Below are 17,332 nucleotides of genomic sequence, written 5' to 3' on the forward strand. Positions count from 1 at the left end.
GAACTCGTGCTTACGTTAAGTGTTGGATAAAGAGATTGACCGGGACATCCCCCAGCGCGTCGCTGATATTCAGCTCCCTGTTTTTTGTGACTGCTGCAGTTGAAAAAAGTCCCTTCAGGTTTGTGTCAGAGGCGGCGAACGGTAAAACCACTCGCGTATCGCCCCAGCGCAGCGCATCCACCTGAGGTACAGCACTGTTTTCCAGCAGCGTGGCGCAACGGATCGGCACGATCACGATGGCCTGTTTCCCCTCGTGTTCGCGGGCAAACGCGAGCACGTTGTGCGCCTGATTGCCCAGCACCTCCAAAGGCTGGTAAGTGCCACGCCGAAACAGCTCGGCGTGTTCAAGGCGCAGGTTCAGCACAGCGGCGATCAAGACTTGCTTGATGCGCCCGTCACGCCAGTCCGGCAGCAGCTGTGCAATCGGCAGTGCCTCGTGCAGTGCCTGCTCACGGGCGGCGTAATCCACCGGCCGGCGATTGTCCGGATCGACCAGGCTGAAATCCCAATACTCATTGCCCTGATACAGATCCGGCACCCCCGGCACGGTCATGCGCAGCAAGGTTTGCGCCAAGCCGTTGAGCGCGCCAGCCGCAGCGATGCTGTTGACGGTCTTGCTCAGCGCGGCGCGCAGCAGTTCGCCTTCTTCGCCGGTGAGCAGTTTTTCGGTGAACGCTTGCGCGGCGTTTTCATAGGCTTCGTTCGGTGCGCTCCAGCTGCTTTGCAGCTTGGCTTCACGCAGGGCTTTCTGTTGCCACTGCCAGATGCGTTTGGCGTAGTCGGCGAACCCGGCCTGATCGTCATCGCGCAAATCCAGCGGCCAACTGCCGAGCAAGGCTTGATAGAGGATCAGTTCATCGCCGCTCGACGGCTGTTGGTCATCACTGCGCACAGGGCGGGCGAGGGCGCGCCACAGTTCGATCTGCTCGGCGTACCAGTGACTGCGTTCGCTGAGCACGGCGAGCCGCGCACGGGTGTCTTCGCCACGTTTGTGATCGTGGGTGGCGGTGGCCAGCAGGTTGTCCGGGAACTCGGCGAAGCGCTGCTGGTTGACCTCATGGAAGTCGCTGACCGGGGCGCTGAACTGCTCGGTGTTGTAGCCGACGTCATTGCGCGACAGCAGCACCGCCGAACGATACAGCGCAGTGTCTTCGACGGCTTTGGCGGCGGCGGGCGAAGTCAGTTGCTGAAAACGCACGCAGGCATGCTTGAGGATCTTGCGCGAGCGACCGCGCGGTTTGCGCCGCCACGGCGTGCCACCGAGCCAGGCGGCGACGCAATCGAGCACCGGCCAGTCGGCTTCGCCCAAGGTTTGCCGGGCACCGTCCATGGCCTGCTGGAAAAACCCCTCGTCCTGCGCCGAACGGCCCATGGCGCTGATGTAAGTGCGGTAGACCGGGAAGTGCACGATCAACGCCTGCAACACCCGGCGGATCGCACCGAGCGTCAGGTCGCGGGTCATCAAGTCATCGCGAGCCACTTGCAGCAAGGCTTGGGCGACGCTTTCGCAATCGCTGGCCAGCGAGCCGTTGAGGATTTGCTGACGTGCCAGTTGTGCTTCTTCGATAAACGCCGCCGGGCGTTCGGTGCGCCGTTGCCACAAGTCGCCGAGGACATATTCGCCATCGGGATCGTGTTGCAGCAGCGACAACTGATTCATGAATTCATAACCGGTGGTGCCGTCCACCGACCAATCGCGATGCAAGGTTTCGCCAGCTCCAAGGATCTTCTCGACATAGATCGGCAAGTGCCGTCCCGGTGCCAGCGAATCCACGCGCCGGCGCAATTTGCGGCAGTAGCCGCGCGGGTCGGCGAGGCCGTCAATGTGGTCGATGCGCAAACCGTCGACCAGACCTTCTTCAATCAGCTGGAAGATTTTGCCGTGGGTGGCCTCGAATACCGCCGGACGTTCAACTCGCAGACCGCCGAGTTCATTGATGTCGAAAAAACGCCGCCAGTTGATGTCATCCGCCGCCGTGCGCCAACTGGCGAGGCGATAGCTTTGGCGCTCCAGCAACTGATGTAGCGCGTCGAAGCCTGCTTCGGTGGTCGAGTCGAAGTGCTTCAGGTTGCTTTCGATCGCCTGGAGCACCTGCGGATCCTTCGCCGAGTCGCGCAGTGCTTCCTTCAGCGGCATTGCCAGCGAGTGCGCATCGGATTGATAGCTGAGCGTGCTGAAGCGGTCGGCAAGCGGCTTCAGCGTTTCTTCGTGCTTGAGGATCTCGCCGTAGTCGCTCGGGCAGATCGGGAAATGATGGTCGTAGTGCTCGACGTAAAAGCTCCCGGTCTGCGGATTGAAGCGCAGTTGCAGCGTGGCGTCCTGCAACGCGACGCCGTAGTCGCTGCCAAGGAACGGCAGCAGCAACTGACCTTCCATCAACGGGTCGGGCGAGTGCCACTGAATGTCGAAGAACTCGCCGTAGGGGCTCAGTCGTCCCCATTCCAGCAGGTCCAGCCACCACGGATTGTCGTTGCCGCCGACGGCCATGTGATTGGAGACGATGTCGAGGATCAGCCCCATGTTGTGTTCGCGCAGTGTGCTGACCAGATGGCGCAGCGCCGTTTCGCCGCCGAGTTCCGGGTTGACTTGGGTCGGGTCGACCACGTCGTAGCCGTGCATTGAACCCGATCGCGCGGCCAGCAGCGGCGAGGCGTAGATGTGGCTGATGCCCAATTGGGCGAAATACGGCACCAGCGGCACCGCTTGTTCGAGGGTGAAACCTTTATGGAATTGCAGGCGCAAGGTCGCGCGCAGCGGCTGGATAAGCGTTTGGTTCATTGGTCACGCTCGGCAGCCTGAAGCCTTGCACAGGCGAGTAATTCCAAACGGCGCGCCGCATCGGCGTCATCCAGCAACGCTTCGCTGGTGCCGGGCAACCGCCGCGACCAGTTCGGGTGAGTGTCGATGGTTCCGGGGAAATTCGCTTGTTCGTTGATGCCCAGCGCGTCTTCCAGTGGCAGCAGCACCAGCGGCGCACGGGTGTGACCGAGGAAACGCACGGCGGCATCGACCACTTGATCGGCCTCGTGGGATTCCTCGCGGAAGTTCTGCGGGTCCTGACTCAAGGCACTGCGCAAGCCTTCGCGTTCACGCTGGCGATGCTGGCGCCATTCGATTTCACCGTTGGCATCGACAAAACCCAGGCGTGCATTCCAGTCGATGTCGCGCCCATGCCACCAGCCGTTGAGCGTCGGCAGATCGTGGGTGCTGGTGGTCGCCAGTGCATTGTCCGGCCAGTCGAGGATCGGTTTGAAATGGGTGTTGTCCTGTTCGAACAGCAGCACGCGCATGCCGAGCATCGAGCGCGCGATGAGTTTTTCACGCAGGCCGTCGGGTACGGTGCCGAGGTCTTCGCCGAGGACGATGGCTTGGTGGCGATGGGATTCGAGGGTGAGCAAACGCAGCAGGTCGTCGACCGGGTAATACAGATAAGCGCCATCGGCAGGCGCCGCGCCATTGGGAATCACCCACAGGCGTTGCAGGCCCATCACATGGTCGATGCGCAAACCGCCGGCATGGGCGAAGTTGGCGCGCAGCATGTCGATGAAGGCACGGAAGCCATTGCGGATCAGACCTTCCGGCGAGAACGCGGAAATCCCCCAGCCTTGCCCGGAGCGGTTGAGAATGTCCGGCGGCGCACCGACCGTGAGCGAGGCGAGCAATTCATCCTGAAAACTCCAGGCCTGACTGCCGGCACCATCGGCGCCAACCGCCAGATCAGCAATCAGGCCAATGCCCATGCCCGCGCTGCGAGCGGCGGTTTGCGCACGTTCGAGGCAACGGTGGATCAGCCATTGGCAGAATGCAAAGTAGCCGATGCGCTCGGCATATTCTTCGGCAAACGCCTCGAGTGCCGCACCGCGCGGGTCGTGCCAGTGTTCCGGCCAGTGGCGCCAATCGAGGTTCTCGCCACGGGCGGCGCGCATCTCCTGGATCGCTTCAAAGCGGCAATGGTTTTCCAGTGCTTCGCCACCGGCATGGCGGAAACTGGCGAAGTCTGGATGCAACGGGTGATCACCCGCGATAAAGCCCTCGTACAAGGCCTGCAGGAGTTTCTGTTTGGCATCGGCTGCACTTGGCCAGTCGATCAGCTTGAGGTCTTCGAGTTGGGCGAACTGTTCGGCCAGACCTGTCGCGTCGATGGCGTCACGCAATGCACGTTCGCCGAGGATCGCGCCGGGGGCGGCGTACAGGGAATTGAGAAACAAGCGACTGGACGGTGAATAAGGGCTGTAGCGCCCGGTGTCGGCGCTGAACATCGCGTGCAACGGGCTGATCGCCAAGGCCTCGGCGCCGCGTTCACCGGCCACGCGCGCCAGCTCTTCCAGCGCTTGGGTGTCGCCGAAGCCGCCATCGCCAGGGCGGCGCAATGAATACAGTTGCACGCTCAGGCCCCACGCGCGCGGGATCGGATTGTCCACGGCATCGCCGACACTGAAGCAGCGCTCCGGCGCCACGGCCAGGGTGAAATATTGATCGGCGATGTGTACTTGTTGGTAGCCGACCGGAATCAGCCCGGGGAGTACCGCCTCGCTATCGAGTTTGAGGTTGAGTCGCGAACCGTCCTCAAGGTGGATTTCGCACGGAGTTTCCGGGGCGAAGTATCGCGCCAGATCAACGCCGACGCCGACATCGCTGGTCAGCAGCGGCGGCAGATGGCGGTCTTGTTGCACCGCTTGCAGTTCCAGCAGGCTGGCGTCGATTTCCTGCGCCGTGCTCGCCGGGTGGCCAAGCCCGATGAGGACATTGCGCAGCACCGCCGGGGCGACTTTCTGCTGACGCCCGTTGGCGTCGATCCAGTCGACGGCGAGGCCGGCTCGGCTGGCAAGAATTTCCAGTTGCGCATCGCTCATAGGCGCTCTCCATCCAGAGGTTGCAAAGGGGTTGCGGCCGTGAGGCTGACAAGCGCGCAATACGCGGGCAGTTCGCCCGATTCCGATAGATCGGCGGTGGGTGGCTGCTGAAACAACCACACAGCCTCGGTCTGTGCAGGGTTGACCACTGGCGTGTCGCTGAGGTTCAGGTCAATTCGCAGCTCACTGCCATTGCCCAGACGCCAGCGCGCGCTGACCGCACCATAACCGAGCATGTGCGCACCCAGTGCCTGGGTGCCGGACAGATGGGGAATGATGTATTGATGGCGAAATTGCAGGAGCTTCTGGTACAGCGCGAGGGTTTCCTGCTGTTTTACGCTGCCATTGCCGATCAGCCTTGGCTGTGAATCGTGGAAGGTTTTTTCGCCATTCGGATCAGGAATCTGCTCACGCTTGTGCGGGTCGGTGAAAGCGCTGAACGCAGCGAATTCATTGCGGCGACCCTCACGCACCAGTTCGGCCAATTCGCCGTGATGGCTGGTGAAAAACAGGAACGGTTGCTCGGCGGCAAATTCGTCGCCCATGAACATCAGCGGAATCATCGGTGAAAGAAGCAACAGCACGGTCGCGGCCTGCACCGCGCGCGGATCGGCCAGATGATGCAAGCGTTCGCCGAACGCACGGTTGCCGATCTGATCGTGGTTTTGCAGGAACAGCACAAACGCCGTAGACGGCAAGTGTTCGCTGGGCTCGCCGCGCGGTTCGCCGTGGCGGGTGATGTGGCCCTGGAAGACAAAGCCCTGACTCAGGCAGCGCACCAATTGTTCGGTGGGTTGCGCGGCGTAGTCGGCGTAATAGGCGTCGGTTTCGCCGGTGAGCAGGACGTGCAGGGCGTTATGGCCGTCGTCGTTCCATTGCGCGTCGTAGTCGTATTCCAGCAGGCTCGACTGGTTGAGTTCGTTTTCCACGGTCAGCCAGACATGACGGCTCGGGTCGATCTGTGCGCGGATGCGCTGGGCCATCTCTGTGAGGAAATCCGGGTCTTCGATGGCATGCACCGCGTCGAGGCGCAAACCGTCGAAGCGGTATTCGAGCAACCACATCAGCGCGTTTTCGATGAAGAACTCGCGCACTTCGTCGCGGCGAAAATCGATCGCCGCGCCCCACGGCGTGTGTTTGTCCTCGCGGAAAAAGCCTTTGGCGTAACGATGCAGGTAATTGCCGTCGGGGCCGAAGTGGTTGTAGACCACGTCGAGAATCACCGCCAGGCCGTGGCCGTGGGCGCTGTCGATCAGGTGCTTAAGTTGTTCCGGGGTGCCGTAGGAGGCTTGCGGCGCGTAGGGCAAAACACCGTCATAGCCCCAATTGCGATCACCGGGGAACTGCGCCAGCGGCATCAGTTCGATGGCGGTAATACCAAGGCCGGCGAGGCGCGCCAGATGCTGTTCGACTTCAGCGAAGCCGCCGAGTGCACCGACGTGCAACTCGTAGATCACCGCTTCGCTCCACGGCCGACCGTGCCAGGCACTGTGGCGCCATTGATAGGCGTGTGGATCAACCACCACGCTGTGGCGGTTGAGGTCGCCGTCCTGCGCCCTGGAGGCCGGGTCGGGCACCTCCAGTTCGCCGTCGATGTTGTAGCGGTAACGCGTGCCCGCCGGACAGCGGGCCTTGATCACGAACCAGCCATCTGCCTGAGGCAGCATCGGCAGAGACTCGCCGTTGGCGAGTTCGACGCTGACGTAAAACGCATCCGGCGCCCACAACGCAAATTGCGTGTGCTCGGCATCCAGCATGATCGCGCCGTGTGGCCAGATTTCAGTAGACCGTAACGGCATTGCTGACCTCCCTGTTACTTGTGAATCGCTTTACCCAAGGCCTTGGCCACCAGTTGTTCGTAGAGTTCGGCGTACGGTTCAACGGCTTTGCACCAGTTGAACGGCGCGGCCATTGCCCGGCAACGCATGGCATTGAGCAGTTCAGGATAAGCGAAGACCTTGAACGCACGGCTCAGGGCTTCTTGATAGCTTTCGGCGGTGGATTCGTCGAAGAGGAACCCGGTGATACCGTTTTCAATGGTGTCGGCCAAGCCGCCGGTGTTGCGTGCGACCGGTAGCGAGCCGAAACGCTGGGCGTACATCTGACTCAAGCCGCAAGGCTCATAACGCGACGGCATCAGCAGGAAGTCGCTGCCGGCGAACATGCGGCGGGCGTCGGTTTCATTGAAGCCGATGCGCACACCGATCTGACCGGGGAAGCGCAGCGCCAGATCACGCATGGCTTGCTCTTCTTCCGGCTCACCGCGACCGATGATCGCGATCTGGCCGCCGTTCTCCACGATGTACTCGGACACCGCTTGGGTCAGGTCGAGACCTTTCTGGTACACCAGACGCGATACCACCGCGAACAGCGGACCTTCGGAATCATTCAGTTCGAACAGCTCGCGGACATGGGCGGCGTTGACGGCTTTGCCTTCCCAATCGCCAATGGCGAACGGCGCAAACAGGTGCGGGTCAGTGGCAGCGTCCCAGCTCTCATCGATACCGTTAGGGATACCGCTGAGCAAGCCTTGCTGGGTCTTGGCGGCGAGAAAGCCGTCTAGGCCGCAGCCGAAATCCGGGGTGGTGATTTCTTGCGCATACGTCGCGCTGACCGTCGTGATGTGGCTCGAATAGGCCATGCCGGCCTTGAGGAACGACATCTTGCCGTAAAACTCCATGCCTTCCTGTTGCAGGGCATGGTTGGGAATACCCAGCTCCGGGCAGGAACCGAGGCTGGTCACACCTTGATACGCAAGGTTGTGAATGGTGAACAGCGTCGGCGTGCGCTGCCCGCGCCAGTGCATATAAGCCGGGGCCAGACCGGCCGGCCAGTCATGGGCGTGCACCAGATCCGGGCACCAGTGGATTTGCGCGAGGTTGGCGGCGATGTCGGCAGCGGCCAGACCGAGGCGGGCGAAGCGGATGTGGTTGTCCGGCCAGTCGCGGCCGTTGTTGGCGCCGTAAGGCGAACCTTCGCGCTCGTAGAGTTCAGGGCAGATCAACACGTAGATCACCAGGCCGTCCGGCATGTCCATACGGCCGATCTTGCACGGTGGCAGTGCAGCGTGGCCGCCGAGTTCACCGATGATGTGGATCGGGTTCTCGCTGTGCATCACTTGCGGGTAACCGGGGATCAACACGCGCACATCGTGCAGATGCGCCATCGCGCGGGGCAGAGCAGCCGAAACGTCACCGAGGCCGCCGGTCTTGACCAGGTCGGCGATTTCCGAGGTGACAAACAACACTTTCTTCTTGTTGGGATTCTGGCTCGCTACTGGAGTCAGCGTCTTGGTGCCGGGGACGTTGATCTGTCGGCTGCCGGGAACGCTGACGGTGCTCGATTCGCCAATCGACTGTTGAGCACGCTCTCCCTGAATATCCAATGCCGCACTGATCATATGACTCTCCCGTGTTGTTGATCTGATTCTTGTCTTTAACAAGCGATGTCCGTGGCCAAATCCTGTGGCCGGGCGCAAACGCGCCACGCATCGGTGAGCAAACGCTACCCAACACGCGCAAGCAGAATGGGTGATTGGGCTGTTGCAAGGATTGCACCAGTCGCTTCGGCCCTGCCTTTCAGATGACCCGCCGCTCTGCGCAAAAGTTTCGACTTTTTTTCGCCAATGTGACCGGCAGGTCTTACCCCGAAAAAACCAGTCTAGGCCAGATCCTAGAGCGGGCCAGAGCAAATGGGTAAATTGTTCGACAATCGGTTTGCCGTTAACGGAAACCCCGGACTTTCGAGGCAATCGCACCGACGAAGTGCAGGTTTTTTGTAGGGGAAGGGCCAAAACGGTGACCGGGCGGTCACGATTTTGTGCTAGCGAGGAGGGCGCTCGCACTGTTGTGGTGCGAACAGTTTGTTGATGGGATGACAGTTAAAGCCACATCGCCAGCAGCGCTAGCGTCTACATTGGATATTGATCGTTGCAAAATCCCCTGTGGGAGCTAGCCCTGCTAGCGATGGCGATGGCCGAAACACCACCGCAATCATGAAATATCTCAGTTCATCAGCCGAATCGGACTCCCCGCCGCCCAAGCCTGAATATCCTCGATCATCTGCGAAAAGAACTGCTCGTAGTTCTGCCGACTGACATACCCCACATGCGGCGTCGCCAACACATTGTCGAGTGTGCGAAACGGGTGCATGGCCGGCAACGGCTCCTGCTCGAATACGTCCAGCGCCGCGCCGGCGATCTGTTGTTTCTGCAATGCCTTGATCAACGCCGCTTCGTCAACGATCGGCCCGCGCGCGGTATTCACCAGCAGTGCCGTCGGTTTCATCCAGGCCAGCGCCTGCGCATCGACCAGCCCGCGACTGCGCTCGCTGAGCACCAGGTGCACCGACAACACATCGGCCTGCTCGAACAGTTCCTGCTTGCTGACATACGTCACGCCGGCCTGTTCGGCCCGTTCAGCGGTAAGGTTTTCACTCCAGGCGATCACCCGCATGCCAAACACCTGCCCGAACTGCGCAACTTTCTGGCCGATGCTGCCGAGGCCGAGGATGCCCAGCGTGCGACCGTGCAAATCACCGCCCAGGCCTTGCTGCCACTGACCCGCGCGCAAGGCATTGGCCTCATTTACCAGATTACGCGTGGCCGCCATGATCAGCGCCCAGGTCAGTTCCGGTGCCGCGTGCTTGTAGCTGTCCGTGCCGCAGACCTGGATGCCCAGACCGGCTGCCGCCTGCATGTCCAGCGCCGCGTTGCGCATGCCGCCGGTCACCAGCAGTTTCAGGTTGGGCAAACGCTTGAGCAGGTCTTCATCGAACCGCGTGCGCTCGCGCATCACGCAAATCACCTGATACCGGCCCAGGCGCTCGGCCAGTTCGGCGTTGTCCGCCGGGTAGTCATGGACAAAAGTCACGTCACCGAGGCTATCGAGGGCTGACCAGTCGACCACGTCGCGGGCGACGTCCTGCCAGTCATCGATTACTGCAATCTGCACCGCCATCAGCCTTACCTCATCAAGGAACGGGATTGGATTTGCTCAGCCAGCCAAGCAGAGCCTGATGGAACTGCGCCGGTTCTTCCATTTGCGGCGCGTGGCCCATGCCGGGGAATTCCACCAGCGTCGACTGCGGGATCAGCTTGGCCACTTGTTTGCCGAGCACTTCATAGTGGCCGATCTTCGCCTTCACCTCCGGTGGCGCGAGGTCCTTGCCGATGGCGGTGGTGTCGGAGGTGCCGATCAGCAACAGCGTCGGCATCTTCAAGTCCTTGAACTCGTAGTACACCGGCTGGGTGAAAATCATGTCGTAGATAAGCGCCGAATTCCATGCGACTTGGGTCTTGCCCGGGCCCTTGCTCAGACCGGCGAGCATGTCGACCCAACGATCGAATTCAGGCTTCCAGCGACCGTCGTAATAGGTGGTGCGCTCGTATTCGCGAATACCCTGGGCGCTGACTTTCAGCTCGCGCTGATACCACTGGTCCACCGTGCGATAGGGCACACCGAGGGCCTTCCAGTCTTCCAGGCCGATCGGGTTGACCAGCGCCAGTTGATCGACCTGTTCCGGGAACAACAACGCATAGCGGGTGGCGAGCATGCCGCCGGTGGAGTGGCCGAGCAGGGTGGCTTTCTGAATGCCCAGTGCTTTGAGCAGTTGCTGCGTGTTGGTCGCAAGCTGCTGGAAGCTGTACTGATAATTGTCGGGTTTGCTCGAGGTGCAGAATCCGATCTGATCCGGCGCAACCACGCGATAACCGGCTTCGCTCAGGGCCTTGATCGAGCTGTCCCAGGTCGCGCCGCAGAAATTCTTGCCGTGCATGAGCACCACGGTGCGGCCATTGGCTTTGCCATGCGCGGCGAAGTCCATGTAACCCATCTGCAGGGACTTGCCCTGGGACTGGAAGGCGAAATGTTTGAGGGTGTAAGGGTATTCGAAACCTTGCAGCTCCGGGCCGTACGCCGGGCCTTCGGCGGGCGCGGTATCGGTTGCCGCGTGAGCAAGCAGCGGCAGGGCGGCGCTGAGCACCAGGCCGGGCAACCAACGGGAAACAGGGACGGGCATAAGGACAAACTCCATTTCAAAATTGGACTGATGCTGGTGCGGCTGGATTACGTCGACGTTAAACACAGGCAATCGCTGCGCCTGATCGTTCAACCTAGCCAGCCGAGCGTCAACAGGGCCACCACGGCATAACGTGCGCCTTTGGCGAGGGTGACGATCAACAGGAAGCGCCCGAGTGGTTCACGCATGACCCCCGCAATCAACGTCAGCGGATCGCCGATCACCGGCAGCCAACTGAGCAGCAGTGACCAATGCCCGTAGCGTTCATAGTGTTTGCGCGCCAAGGCCATGTGCCGCGGACTGACCGGAAACCAGCGTCGATCCTGAAACCGTTCGATCCCGCGGCCCAGCCACCAATTGACCAGCGAACCGAGGACGTTGCCCAGTGTTGCCACCGCCAGCAAACCCCACAGCCAATAACGGTCGCTGACGATCAAACCGACCAGCAACGCTTCGGACTGCAACGGCAACAAGGTCGCCGCGCCGAACGCAGCAAAGAACAGCCCGAAATAAGCCGCGCCCATCAATGGGCCGGGTAATCCGCCACCACCACGCCACTGCCGTCCTTCTTCAGGCCGATCACTTGATAGGCATCGCTCATGCCGTCCATCTCCATCCCCGGCGAGCCCATCGGCATGCCCGGTGCCGCGACGCCGAGCAGATCGTTGCGTTTGCTCAAGGCCAGCACCTGATCGGCGGGTACGTGGCCTTCAACGAATTTGCCGTTGATGATTGCGGTGTGACACGACGCCAGACGCGGTGGCACGCCGTGTTGCTGTTTGAAGCTGCTCATGTCGCTTTCGACGTGGTCTTCGACCTTGAAACCATTGGCTTCGAGGTGGCTGATCCACTTTTTGCAGCAACCGCAATTGGCATCGCGGTGGACTTCGATCGGGATCAGGTCGGCGGCCTGAGCCAGGGAAGAGATGAACAGGGCGCTCAAGGCGAGCAGACGCAGGTGGGTTCGCATAACGGGCTCTCGACTCGGATGGCGATCAAAAAGAACGCATTTTGACCGGTTTTTCCTACCCGGCATCAACGGAGTGTTTCCAGTTGCTACAGGGAGGACTGGCAGGATGATCGTAGATCACGGCTGACAATTGACTGAGTGCGAGATGACAAATGTGTCAGGAGGTCGTCCGCTGATTCTGTGAACACCGCTGAATCCTGTGGGAGCTGGTTTGCCAGCGATGGGGCCCGGTCAGGTGAAACTGTTTTACCTGATGCACCGCTATCGCTGGCAAGCCAGCTCCCACAGGAGGAGTTGTCTGCTGGTACGAGGTTGCCTCAAAGAATCAGCGAACCTTGAAACGCCCCATGATTGCACTCACGCGACTATTGGCTTCAAGCAATTGCCGTGTGTTGAGTTCGCTGGCCTGGCCGCTTTGCACCAGTTCATCAACCATGTGGCGGATCTGCACCATGCTGCGGTTGATCTCTTCGGTCACCGCGCTTTGTTGCTCGGCGGCGGTAGCGATTTGCGTGCTCAGGCTGTTGATGTGGCTGACCGAACCGGCCATTTCATCGAGGCCGGTGTTGACCCGGGCGGTGGCGTCGGCGGCGGATTTGCAGCTCGCCTGGGTGTTTTCCATGGCGCTGACCGAAGAGCTGACGCCTTGGGTCAGGCGGCTCAGCATTTCGTTGATCTCCGATGTGCTGGCCTGGGTACGTGCGGCGAGCGCACGGACTTCGTCCGCCACCACGGCAAAACCTCGTCCTTGTTCACCGGCACGGGCGGCTTCGATGGCGGCATTGAGTGCGAGCAGGTTGGTCTGGCCGGCAATGGCACCGATAACACCGAGAATCTCGGTAATGCGCTGCGCGTCCTGTTGCATGTTTTCAACTTTATGGGTGGCGCTGGCGACTTCATCGATCAACGCGACCACGCTGTTGGTGGCTTCACCGACCACCACCCGCGAACGGTCGGCGTTTTCGTTGGCGCGCTGGGTGAACGCAGCGGTTTCAGCAGCGTTCTGCGCCACGCTTTCTGCGGTCGAACTCATTTCGGTGATGGCGGTAACGGTCTGATCGGTTTCCGAGGCATGGCGCAACAGAATCTGGCTGGTGTGCGCCGAGGTGCGTTGCAGGTTGTCGAGGCTCGAGGCCATGGCGCCGGTGGCCTGGGTGACTTCGCCGATCATGTTTTGCAGGTAGGCGATGAAGGTGTTGATCGAATGGCCAATGGCGCCCAGTTCGTCTTCGGCCCGAATGGTGATGCGCCGGGTCAGGTCGGCATCACCGCTGGACAACGAATCGATGTTGGCTTTCAACGCCTTCATGCGTTGCACCAACTGGCGGATTGCGTAGACCTGCAACAACACCAGCAGAATCACCAATGGAATCTGCAACAGGCTCAGGCTGCTCAACACATCGTCGCGTTGGGCAGTGAGCATTTTGGTCGGCAGGGCGGTGGCGAGGAACCACGGCGTGCCCTCGATCGGGCGCATGAAGAAGGTGCTGGCTTCGCCGTGGTTGTCGAATTCGACTCGTTGCGCCTGATCGCGGTTTTGCAGACCGGTTTTCACCTGGCTGGCAAACGTCGAGGTGCTGGCCAGATCACTGATGTTTTTCAACACGATCGGCCCGCTGATGCGCGAACTGTTGCTGATGATCTTGCCGTCAGCCTCGACGATCAGCATTTCGGCGTTGAGGTCTTTTTCCTTGCGTGCAACCAGGTCATTGAAGAAGCCAAGGGTCACGTCGATGGTCGACACGCCCCACGCCGAGCCGTTTTTCTGGATCGCCATGGCGCAGTTGGTGCGCGGTTCGGCGCTGGCGTCGTCCTTATAGGCCGCCGCCCAGGCGCACTGACCACGCGGGGTGGCCATGCCGCCCTTGTACCAGCTCTGGTCGTAGTAATTGGGTGCGGCGTCACTGTTCCAGAACGTGTTCACGGCGAGTTTGCCCGAGGCATCGCGATGCCAGAACGTACTGAATTTGTTGCGCCCGGCCTCGCGTTGGCCCGGCAGCGGCCAGATCCCGCCGCCGAACACCTTGAGTTCACCGTACTGATCCACCAATCCCGGCAGCACCGTGTCGATGGCTGCACTGTCCAGCAGCGGGATGGTCTGGGTGATGCTGCGTTGCTGGGACTGAACCTTGTTCAGTTCGCCCTGAATCTGCTCGGCGACTTCGGCGATGCGGTTGAGCACGACCTGCTCTTCGGTTTGCCGCAATTTGGGAGCGACCAACTGGCTGATACCGACCACGGTCAGAACCGACAGCAGCAGGATGAACAGAACCAGAAACAAGGTGTAGCGAGCCTGAATGGTGCGGAATGCGGGCATGGAAACCGGTCCTTGAGCAGCGTTTCTTATTAGGGGGCGGGGGGCGGAACAGTGCGGGTGTCACCAGCTTATCGTCGAGTAAAAGAGAACCTTTAGGTACTTTCGTTCTAAAAGGAAACGGCGCGACGAAGGGTGTGTAACAAGCCAGGTACATTCAAACTAACCAGCTCGTTCGTTAGAGTGATTGGCCTGATGATCAGAAGGATTGGAAAGCGCTCTGGCCCAGTCTTTACGGGGGGATACCGGTTTGTATCGCAAATGTACGGAATTTGTAAAAAAGTGCAGAAATAGATTGGTGCCATCAGTTTGCCGACCGATACTCGCGCCCATTGAAAACGCTGAACAAGGATCTTTTCATGGGCATTTCTCAGGGACTTCTCTCATGACTATCGGCTATACCGGTGCGTGGGAAAGCAAGGCCGGCGTCCTGGTGCGCAATACCGGAGCCAAGAAACAGGTCGCGCAAAGCGTCAAAGTGCAGCAGATGCTAACCACGGTCGGTAATGATCCGAATGCACTGAACACGGCGGAGATGGACAAACAGGGTTTGCGCAAGCAGATCAAAGGTTTCAACCCCGCCGATGTGTCGGTCAAACAAATGGGCAAGCTGAGCGTGTTCCTTCGTGAGCGTGGCTTGATTTCCGAGGTCACCTCTTTCACGCTGCTCAATGCAGGCGAAAAGTTCGACCGTTTCGGCGTGCAGAAAGACCCCGACGCGCGCTTCAACGCCCTGGAATATTTCGCGACTCAGCTAGATGCCATTCAGACCAATGGGCTCAATGGCAATGCTTACGGGAAGAATCTGATTCCGGAATTCAAAAAAGCCATTTATGTCCTGCAGAACCTGAAACTCTACGGTGAAGGCAATGCGCCGATACCGACGGACAAGGGCGTGAAGGCCAAGGCCTGAATTGACAAAGTGGCCCGTTCCATCTGGAACGGGCCACTTTTTATTCAAGTGCACTGCACTGGGCCTGATCGTGTAGCCGTTGCATATGCGGACAATGCAGCGTCAGTGAGCGCCGCCGATAGCCGCGGTGGAACAACGCCAGCCAGCCTTCACCCCCTTCATCCGGGGCAATACCGGTAAATGCGAATCCGATGCTTGCCAGCTTGTTCAGTGCGCCGGCAAAGCCGTGGGCGAGTCTGAGCCTGATGGACACCGTCCAGTGCCTGGGCAACCGTTGCAATTGTTTCAGCAAGCGGTTGTCGAGTTTTTTCAGATAAACGTCGTGGCGCCCCGCATGCTGTTCGAACACCAGCGACGGCCCGGTCCAGCGAGTGTCCTTTTCCTGTGTCCCGAACACACTGCATAAATGCTGCATGAAACCGTGGCAGCTCTCGGGCCATTCCAGTGCCGGCAGCGGCCGCTGATAACTGTCGATTGCGGTGTAACCGATAACGATTGATTCCGGCAGAGGCTCGCCGAAGGGTGAAGGCACATAGTCGAGCATCAGCCCGGTGCTGACGAAACCCAACCGGTCGGCCATGCGTTGCGTGTAAAGGTGTTGCGTCACTTGTTTGATCGCCACGCCACGGCAACTCAAGGCCTGTGCGTGTATCAACAATTGCCGGCCCAATTGCGTGGCGATGTTCTGTCCGCGAGTGGCTGGATGGACCACGCTCAATGCCAGTTCTGCAATGTGCATCCCTTTATTTCTGAACAATGTCGCATGCCCGAGCATTGTGCTGCCCGCCACGGCTACCAGCGAATGCCAGCGACCGTCGCAATGATTCTGATTGATCATCAAGGGCAGATAAACATGCGGTTGAACGTAGTGATCCCCGTAAATGGCCCGGAACAGCCGACTGACTGCCGTCGCGTCGGTAGGGCGATAACTTCGTAGCGTCACCTCGTCCATGGGCGTTGCTCCAGGCTGGGCGCATCATAACCACGCAGGTCCCGTACGCGTTGGCGCTTGCCGGAGCGCGGGTGGCAGGCGAGATCCGCTGCGCTACAGCCGTCTACGAGCAGGTCGAGCCGATGCTCTGCAGCGAGTTGCGCGATCTGCGGCTGATGCTCGATCAGCGCCGCGCGCAATGCCGCGCTGATTGAACGAGCGTCGGCAGTCGTGATATCGACCCGCCATTTGAGGGTCAGGACATCGCGGTTGCCTGCCTGTTCGATGACCAGTTGCCAGTCGTCACTGCCCGTGATGCGTTGCACGATCGCGGCAATGTCGTCGGTCATCAAGGTCAGGCTGGCAACCCTCACCCGCGAGCTGTTTGCGCAGCGTCCCTGCAAGGCGAATTTGCGCGCCGGCGCGCTTGCGGGCTCTCGCCAGCAGGCGCGGTCACCAACCGGATAGCGAATCAACGGCATCAATCGCCGCGTCAGATTGGTGACCACTAACCGTCCGGTGACTCCGCAAGCGTCGATCACTTCGCCGGTTTGCTCATCAAGGATCTCCAGCACGCTGTGGCGTTCGAGCATGCGGTGTTCACCCAGGGCACAGTCGCGCGCCGTGGCGCCAATAAAACCGGCGTCGACACTGGCATAACCGATGGAGGCGAACCGGGCATTGGGGAACACCCGGTGTAACTGTTGCAGTTGCGGCGCGAACAGACTCTCACCGCCATAGAGCAGCGTGTCGACACCCTCGAGGACGCGCGAATGGCTGTGGAGCCAATCGGCAAAACTGAGTAAATGCGCGGGTACACCCGCGAGCACGTTGATCCGGTGTTGAACAATCGAGTCGGCAAGGACGCTTGAGTCGACATGCCCGGTGAACGGGTATTCGGTCACGCCGGCCGTTTCATGTGCCAAGGCGTCGTGGATGAAAATGAAACTGGCGTACAGGTCACCGACGAAGAACAGATTGGCGACGCGATCACCCGGATCGAGTTGCGACGTCAGCTGACTGCCGAAGTCTTTCACCAGTGTCTGCCACTCCTCGCGGGTGAACACTGAAAGCCTGCCGGCGCTGGTGGTGCCACCGGTTTTGAACACCAGCGCGGGGCCGACAACTGTTGTCAGCACCGGCCATTGTTCGAGGTTCTGGCTGGTTTGCCAGTATTGCTGAGGATCCACCACGGGAAGTTCACTGAGTATGGAAACGTCGGGGGCAACCCCGTGCAAGTGCCTGGCGTAATACTCGGAATGCTGCCGCGCAAAGGCGATGAGGTTATTGAGTGCTGGGGAAGTGTTCAAAGGTTCTCTCCTGAGAGGCGGG

11 protein-coding genes and 2 pseudogenes are annotated in these 17,332 nt (G+C 60.4%); 1 reads left to right on the forward strand and 12 read right to left on the reverse strand.

Annotated elements, in window-relative coordinates; all coding sequences use genetic code 11:
- Positions 1 to 10: 10 nt before the first annotated feature.
- The 10 genes and pseudogenes from AC3Y64_RS12845 to AC3Y64_RS12890 form a co-directional block, all read right to left on the reverse strand.
- Positions 11 to 2,779, reverse strand: coding sequence for a malto-oligosyltrehalose synthase (locus AC3Y64_RS12845; RefSeq protein ID WP_489987747.1), 2,769 nt, complete (start codon positions 2,777 to 2,779; stop codon positions 11 to 13).
- Positions 2,776 to 4,854, reverse strand: coding sequence for a 4-alpha-glucanotransferase (gene malQ, locus AC3Y64_RS12850; protein ID WP_489987748.1), 2,079 nt, complete (start codon positions 4,852 to 4,854; stop codon positions 2,776 to 2,778). The genes AC3Y64_RS12845 and malQ overlap by 4 nt, the downstream gene beginning before the upstream one ends.
- Complete coding sequence (gene treZ, locus AC3Y64_RS12855; RefSeq protein ID WP_489987749.1) at positions 4,851 to 6,653, reverse strand: malto-oligosyltrehalose trehalohydrolase; 1,803 nt, start codon at positions 6,651 to 6,653, stop codon at positions 4,851 to 4,853. Before treZ ends, malQ begins: the two co-directional genes overlap by 4 nt.
- A 14-nt stretch (positions 6,654 to 6,667) precedes the next feature.
- Positions 6,668 to 8,254, reverse strand: a complete 1,587-nt coding sequence (gene glgA, locus AC3Y64_RS12860; protein WP_489987750.1) for a glycogen synthase GlgA — start codon at positions 8,252 to 8,254, stop codon at positions 6,668 to 6,670.
- Positions 8,255 to 8,858: 604 nt separating this feature from the next.
- On the reverse strand, positions 8,859 to 9,812 hold the full coding sequence (locus AC3Y64_RS12865; protein WP_489987751.1) for a D-2-hydroxyacid dehydrogenase family protein: 954 nt from the start codon (positions 9,810 to 9,812) through the stop codon (positions 8,859 to 8,861).
- 13 nt (positions 9,813 to 9,825) lie between these two features.
- The gene (locus AC3Y64_RS12870) at positions 9,826 to 10,872 is read right to left on the reverse strand and encodes an alpha/beta fold hydrolase (protein WP_489987752.1); all 1,047 of its coding nucleotides are present in this window, start codon (positions 10,870 to 10,872) and stop codon (positions 9,826 to 9,828) included.
- A gap of 89 nt (positions 10,873 to 10,961) precedes the next feature.
- On the reverse strand, positions 10,962 to 11,396 hold the full coding sequence (locus tag AC3Y64_RS12875; protein WP_489987753.1) for a YqaA family protein: 435 nt from the start codon (positions 11,394 to 11,396) through the stop codon (positions 10,962 to 10,964).
- Positions 11,396 to 11,842, reverse strand: coding sequence for a DUF411 domain-containing protein (locus AC3Y64_RS12880; RefSeq protein ID WP_489987754.1), 447 nt, complete (start codon positions 11,840 to 11,842; stop codon positions 11,396 to 11,398). Before AC3Y64_RS12880 ends, AC3Y64_RS12875 begins: the two co-directional genes overlap by 1 nt.
- A gap of 325 nt (positions 11,843 to 12,167) precedes the next feature.
- Positions 12,168 to 12,695 (reverse strand): annotated as a pseudogene (locus AC3Y64_RS12885) (methyl-accepting chemotaxis protein); the annotation flags it as partial.
- Between the two features lie 333 nt (positions 12,696 to 13,028).
- Positions 13,029 to 14,159 (reverse strand): annotated as a pseudogene (locus tag AC3Y64_RS12890) (HAMP domain-containing protein); the annotation flags it as partial.
- A gap of 382 nt (positions 14,160 to 14,541) precedes the next feature.
- Here AC3Y64_RS12890 and AC3Y64_RS12895 point away from each other — a divergent pair.
- Positions 14,542 to 15,069 carry a hypothetical protein gene (locus tag AC3Y64_RS12895; protein ID WP_489987755.1) on the forward strand — a complete coding sequence of 176 codons (528 nt, stop codon included), beginning with the start codon at positions 14,542 to 14,544 and terminating at the stop codon, positions 15,067 to 15,069.
- A 40-nt stretch (positions 15,070 to 15,109) separates the two neighbouring features.
- Here AC3Y64_RS12895 and AC3Y64_RS12900 read toward each other — a convergent pair whose 3' ends face one another.
- Both AC3Y64_RS12900 and AC3Y64_RS12905 read right to left on the reverse strand, forming a co-directional pair.
- Entirely contained in the window at positions 15,110 to 16,021 is a 912-nt protein-coding gene (locus AC3Y64_RS12900; RefSeq protein ID WP_489987756.1) for a GNAT family N-acetyltransferase, read from the reverse strand.
- Complete coding sequence (locus tag AC3Y64_RS12905) at positions 16,009 to 17,310, reverse strand: phenylacetate--CoA ligase family protein (protein ID WP_489987757.1); 1,302 nt, start codon at positions 17,308 to 17,310, stop codon at positions 16,009 to 16,011. Before AC3Y64_RS12905 ends, AC3Y64_RS12900 begins: the two co-directional genes overlap by 13 nt.
- Positions 17,311 to 17,332: the final 22 nt, after the last annotated feature.

The sequence above is a fragment of the Pseudomonas sp. 4CAES_32.4 genome (genome assembly GCF_058136335.1).

Excerpts from the sequence above, each read along its gene's own strand:
- AC3Y64_RS12845 (WP_489987747.1), bottom strand. The coding sequence starts at position 2,779 with ATGAACCAAACGCTTATCCAGCCGCTGCGCGCGACCTTGCGCCTGCAA.
- malQ (WP_489987748.1), bottom strand. The coding sequence starts at position 4,854 with ATGAGCGATGCGCAACTGGAAATTCTTGCCAGCCGAGCCGGCCTCGCC.
- treZ (WP_489987749.1), bottom strand. The coding sequence starts at position 6,653 with ATGCCGTTACGGTCTACTGAAATCTGGCCACACGGCGCGATCATGCTG.
- glgA (WP_489987750.1), bottom strand. The coding sequence starts at position 8,254 with ATGATCAGTGCGGCATTGGATATTCAGGGAGAGCGTGCTCAACAGTCG.
- AC3Y64_RS12865 (WP_489987751.1), bottom strand. The coding sequence starts at position 9,812 with ATGGCGGTGCAGATTGCAGTAATCGATGACTGGCAGGACGTCGCCCGC.
- AC3Y64_RS12870 (WP_489987752.1), bottom strand. The coding sequence starts at position 10,872 with ATGCCCGTCCCTGTTTCCCGTTGGTTGCCCGGCCTGGTGCTCAGCGCC.
- AC3Y64_RS12875 (WP_489987753.1), bottom strand. The coding sequence starts at position 11,396 with ATGGGCGCGGCTTATTTCGGGCTGTTCTTTGCTGCGTTCGGCGCGGCG.
- AC3Y64_RS12880 (WP_489987754.1), bottom strand. The coding sequence starts at position 11,842 with ATGCGAACCCACCTGCGTCTGCTCGCCTTGAGCGCCCTGTTCATCTCT.
- AC3Y64_RS12895 (WP_489987755.1), top strand. The coding sequence starts at position 14,542 with ATGACTATCGGCTATACCGGTGCGTGGGAAAGCAAGGCCGGCGTCCTG.
- AC3Y64_RS12900 (WP_489987756.1), bottom strand. The coding sequence starts at position 16,021 with ATGGACGAGGTGACGCTACGAAGTTATCGCCCTACCGACGCGACGGCA.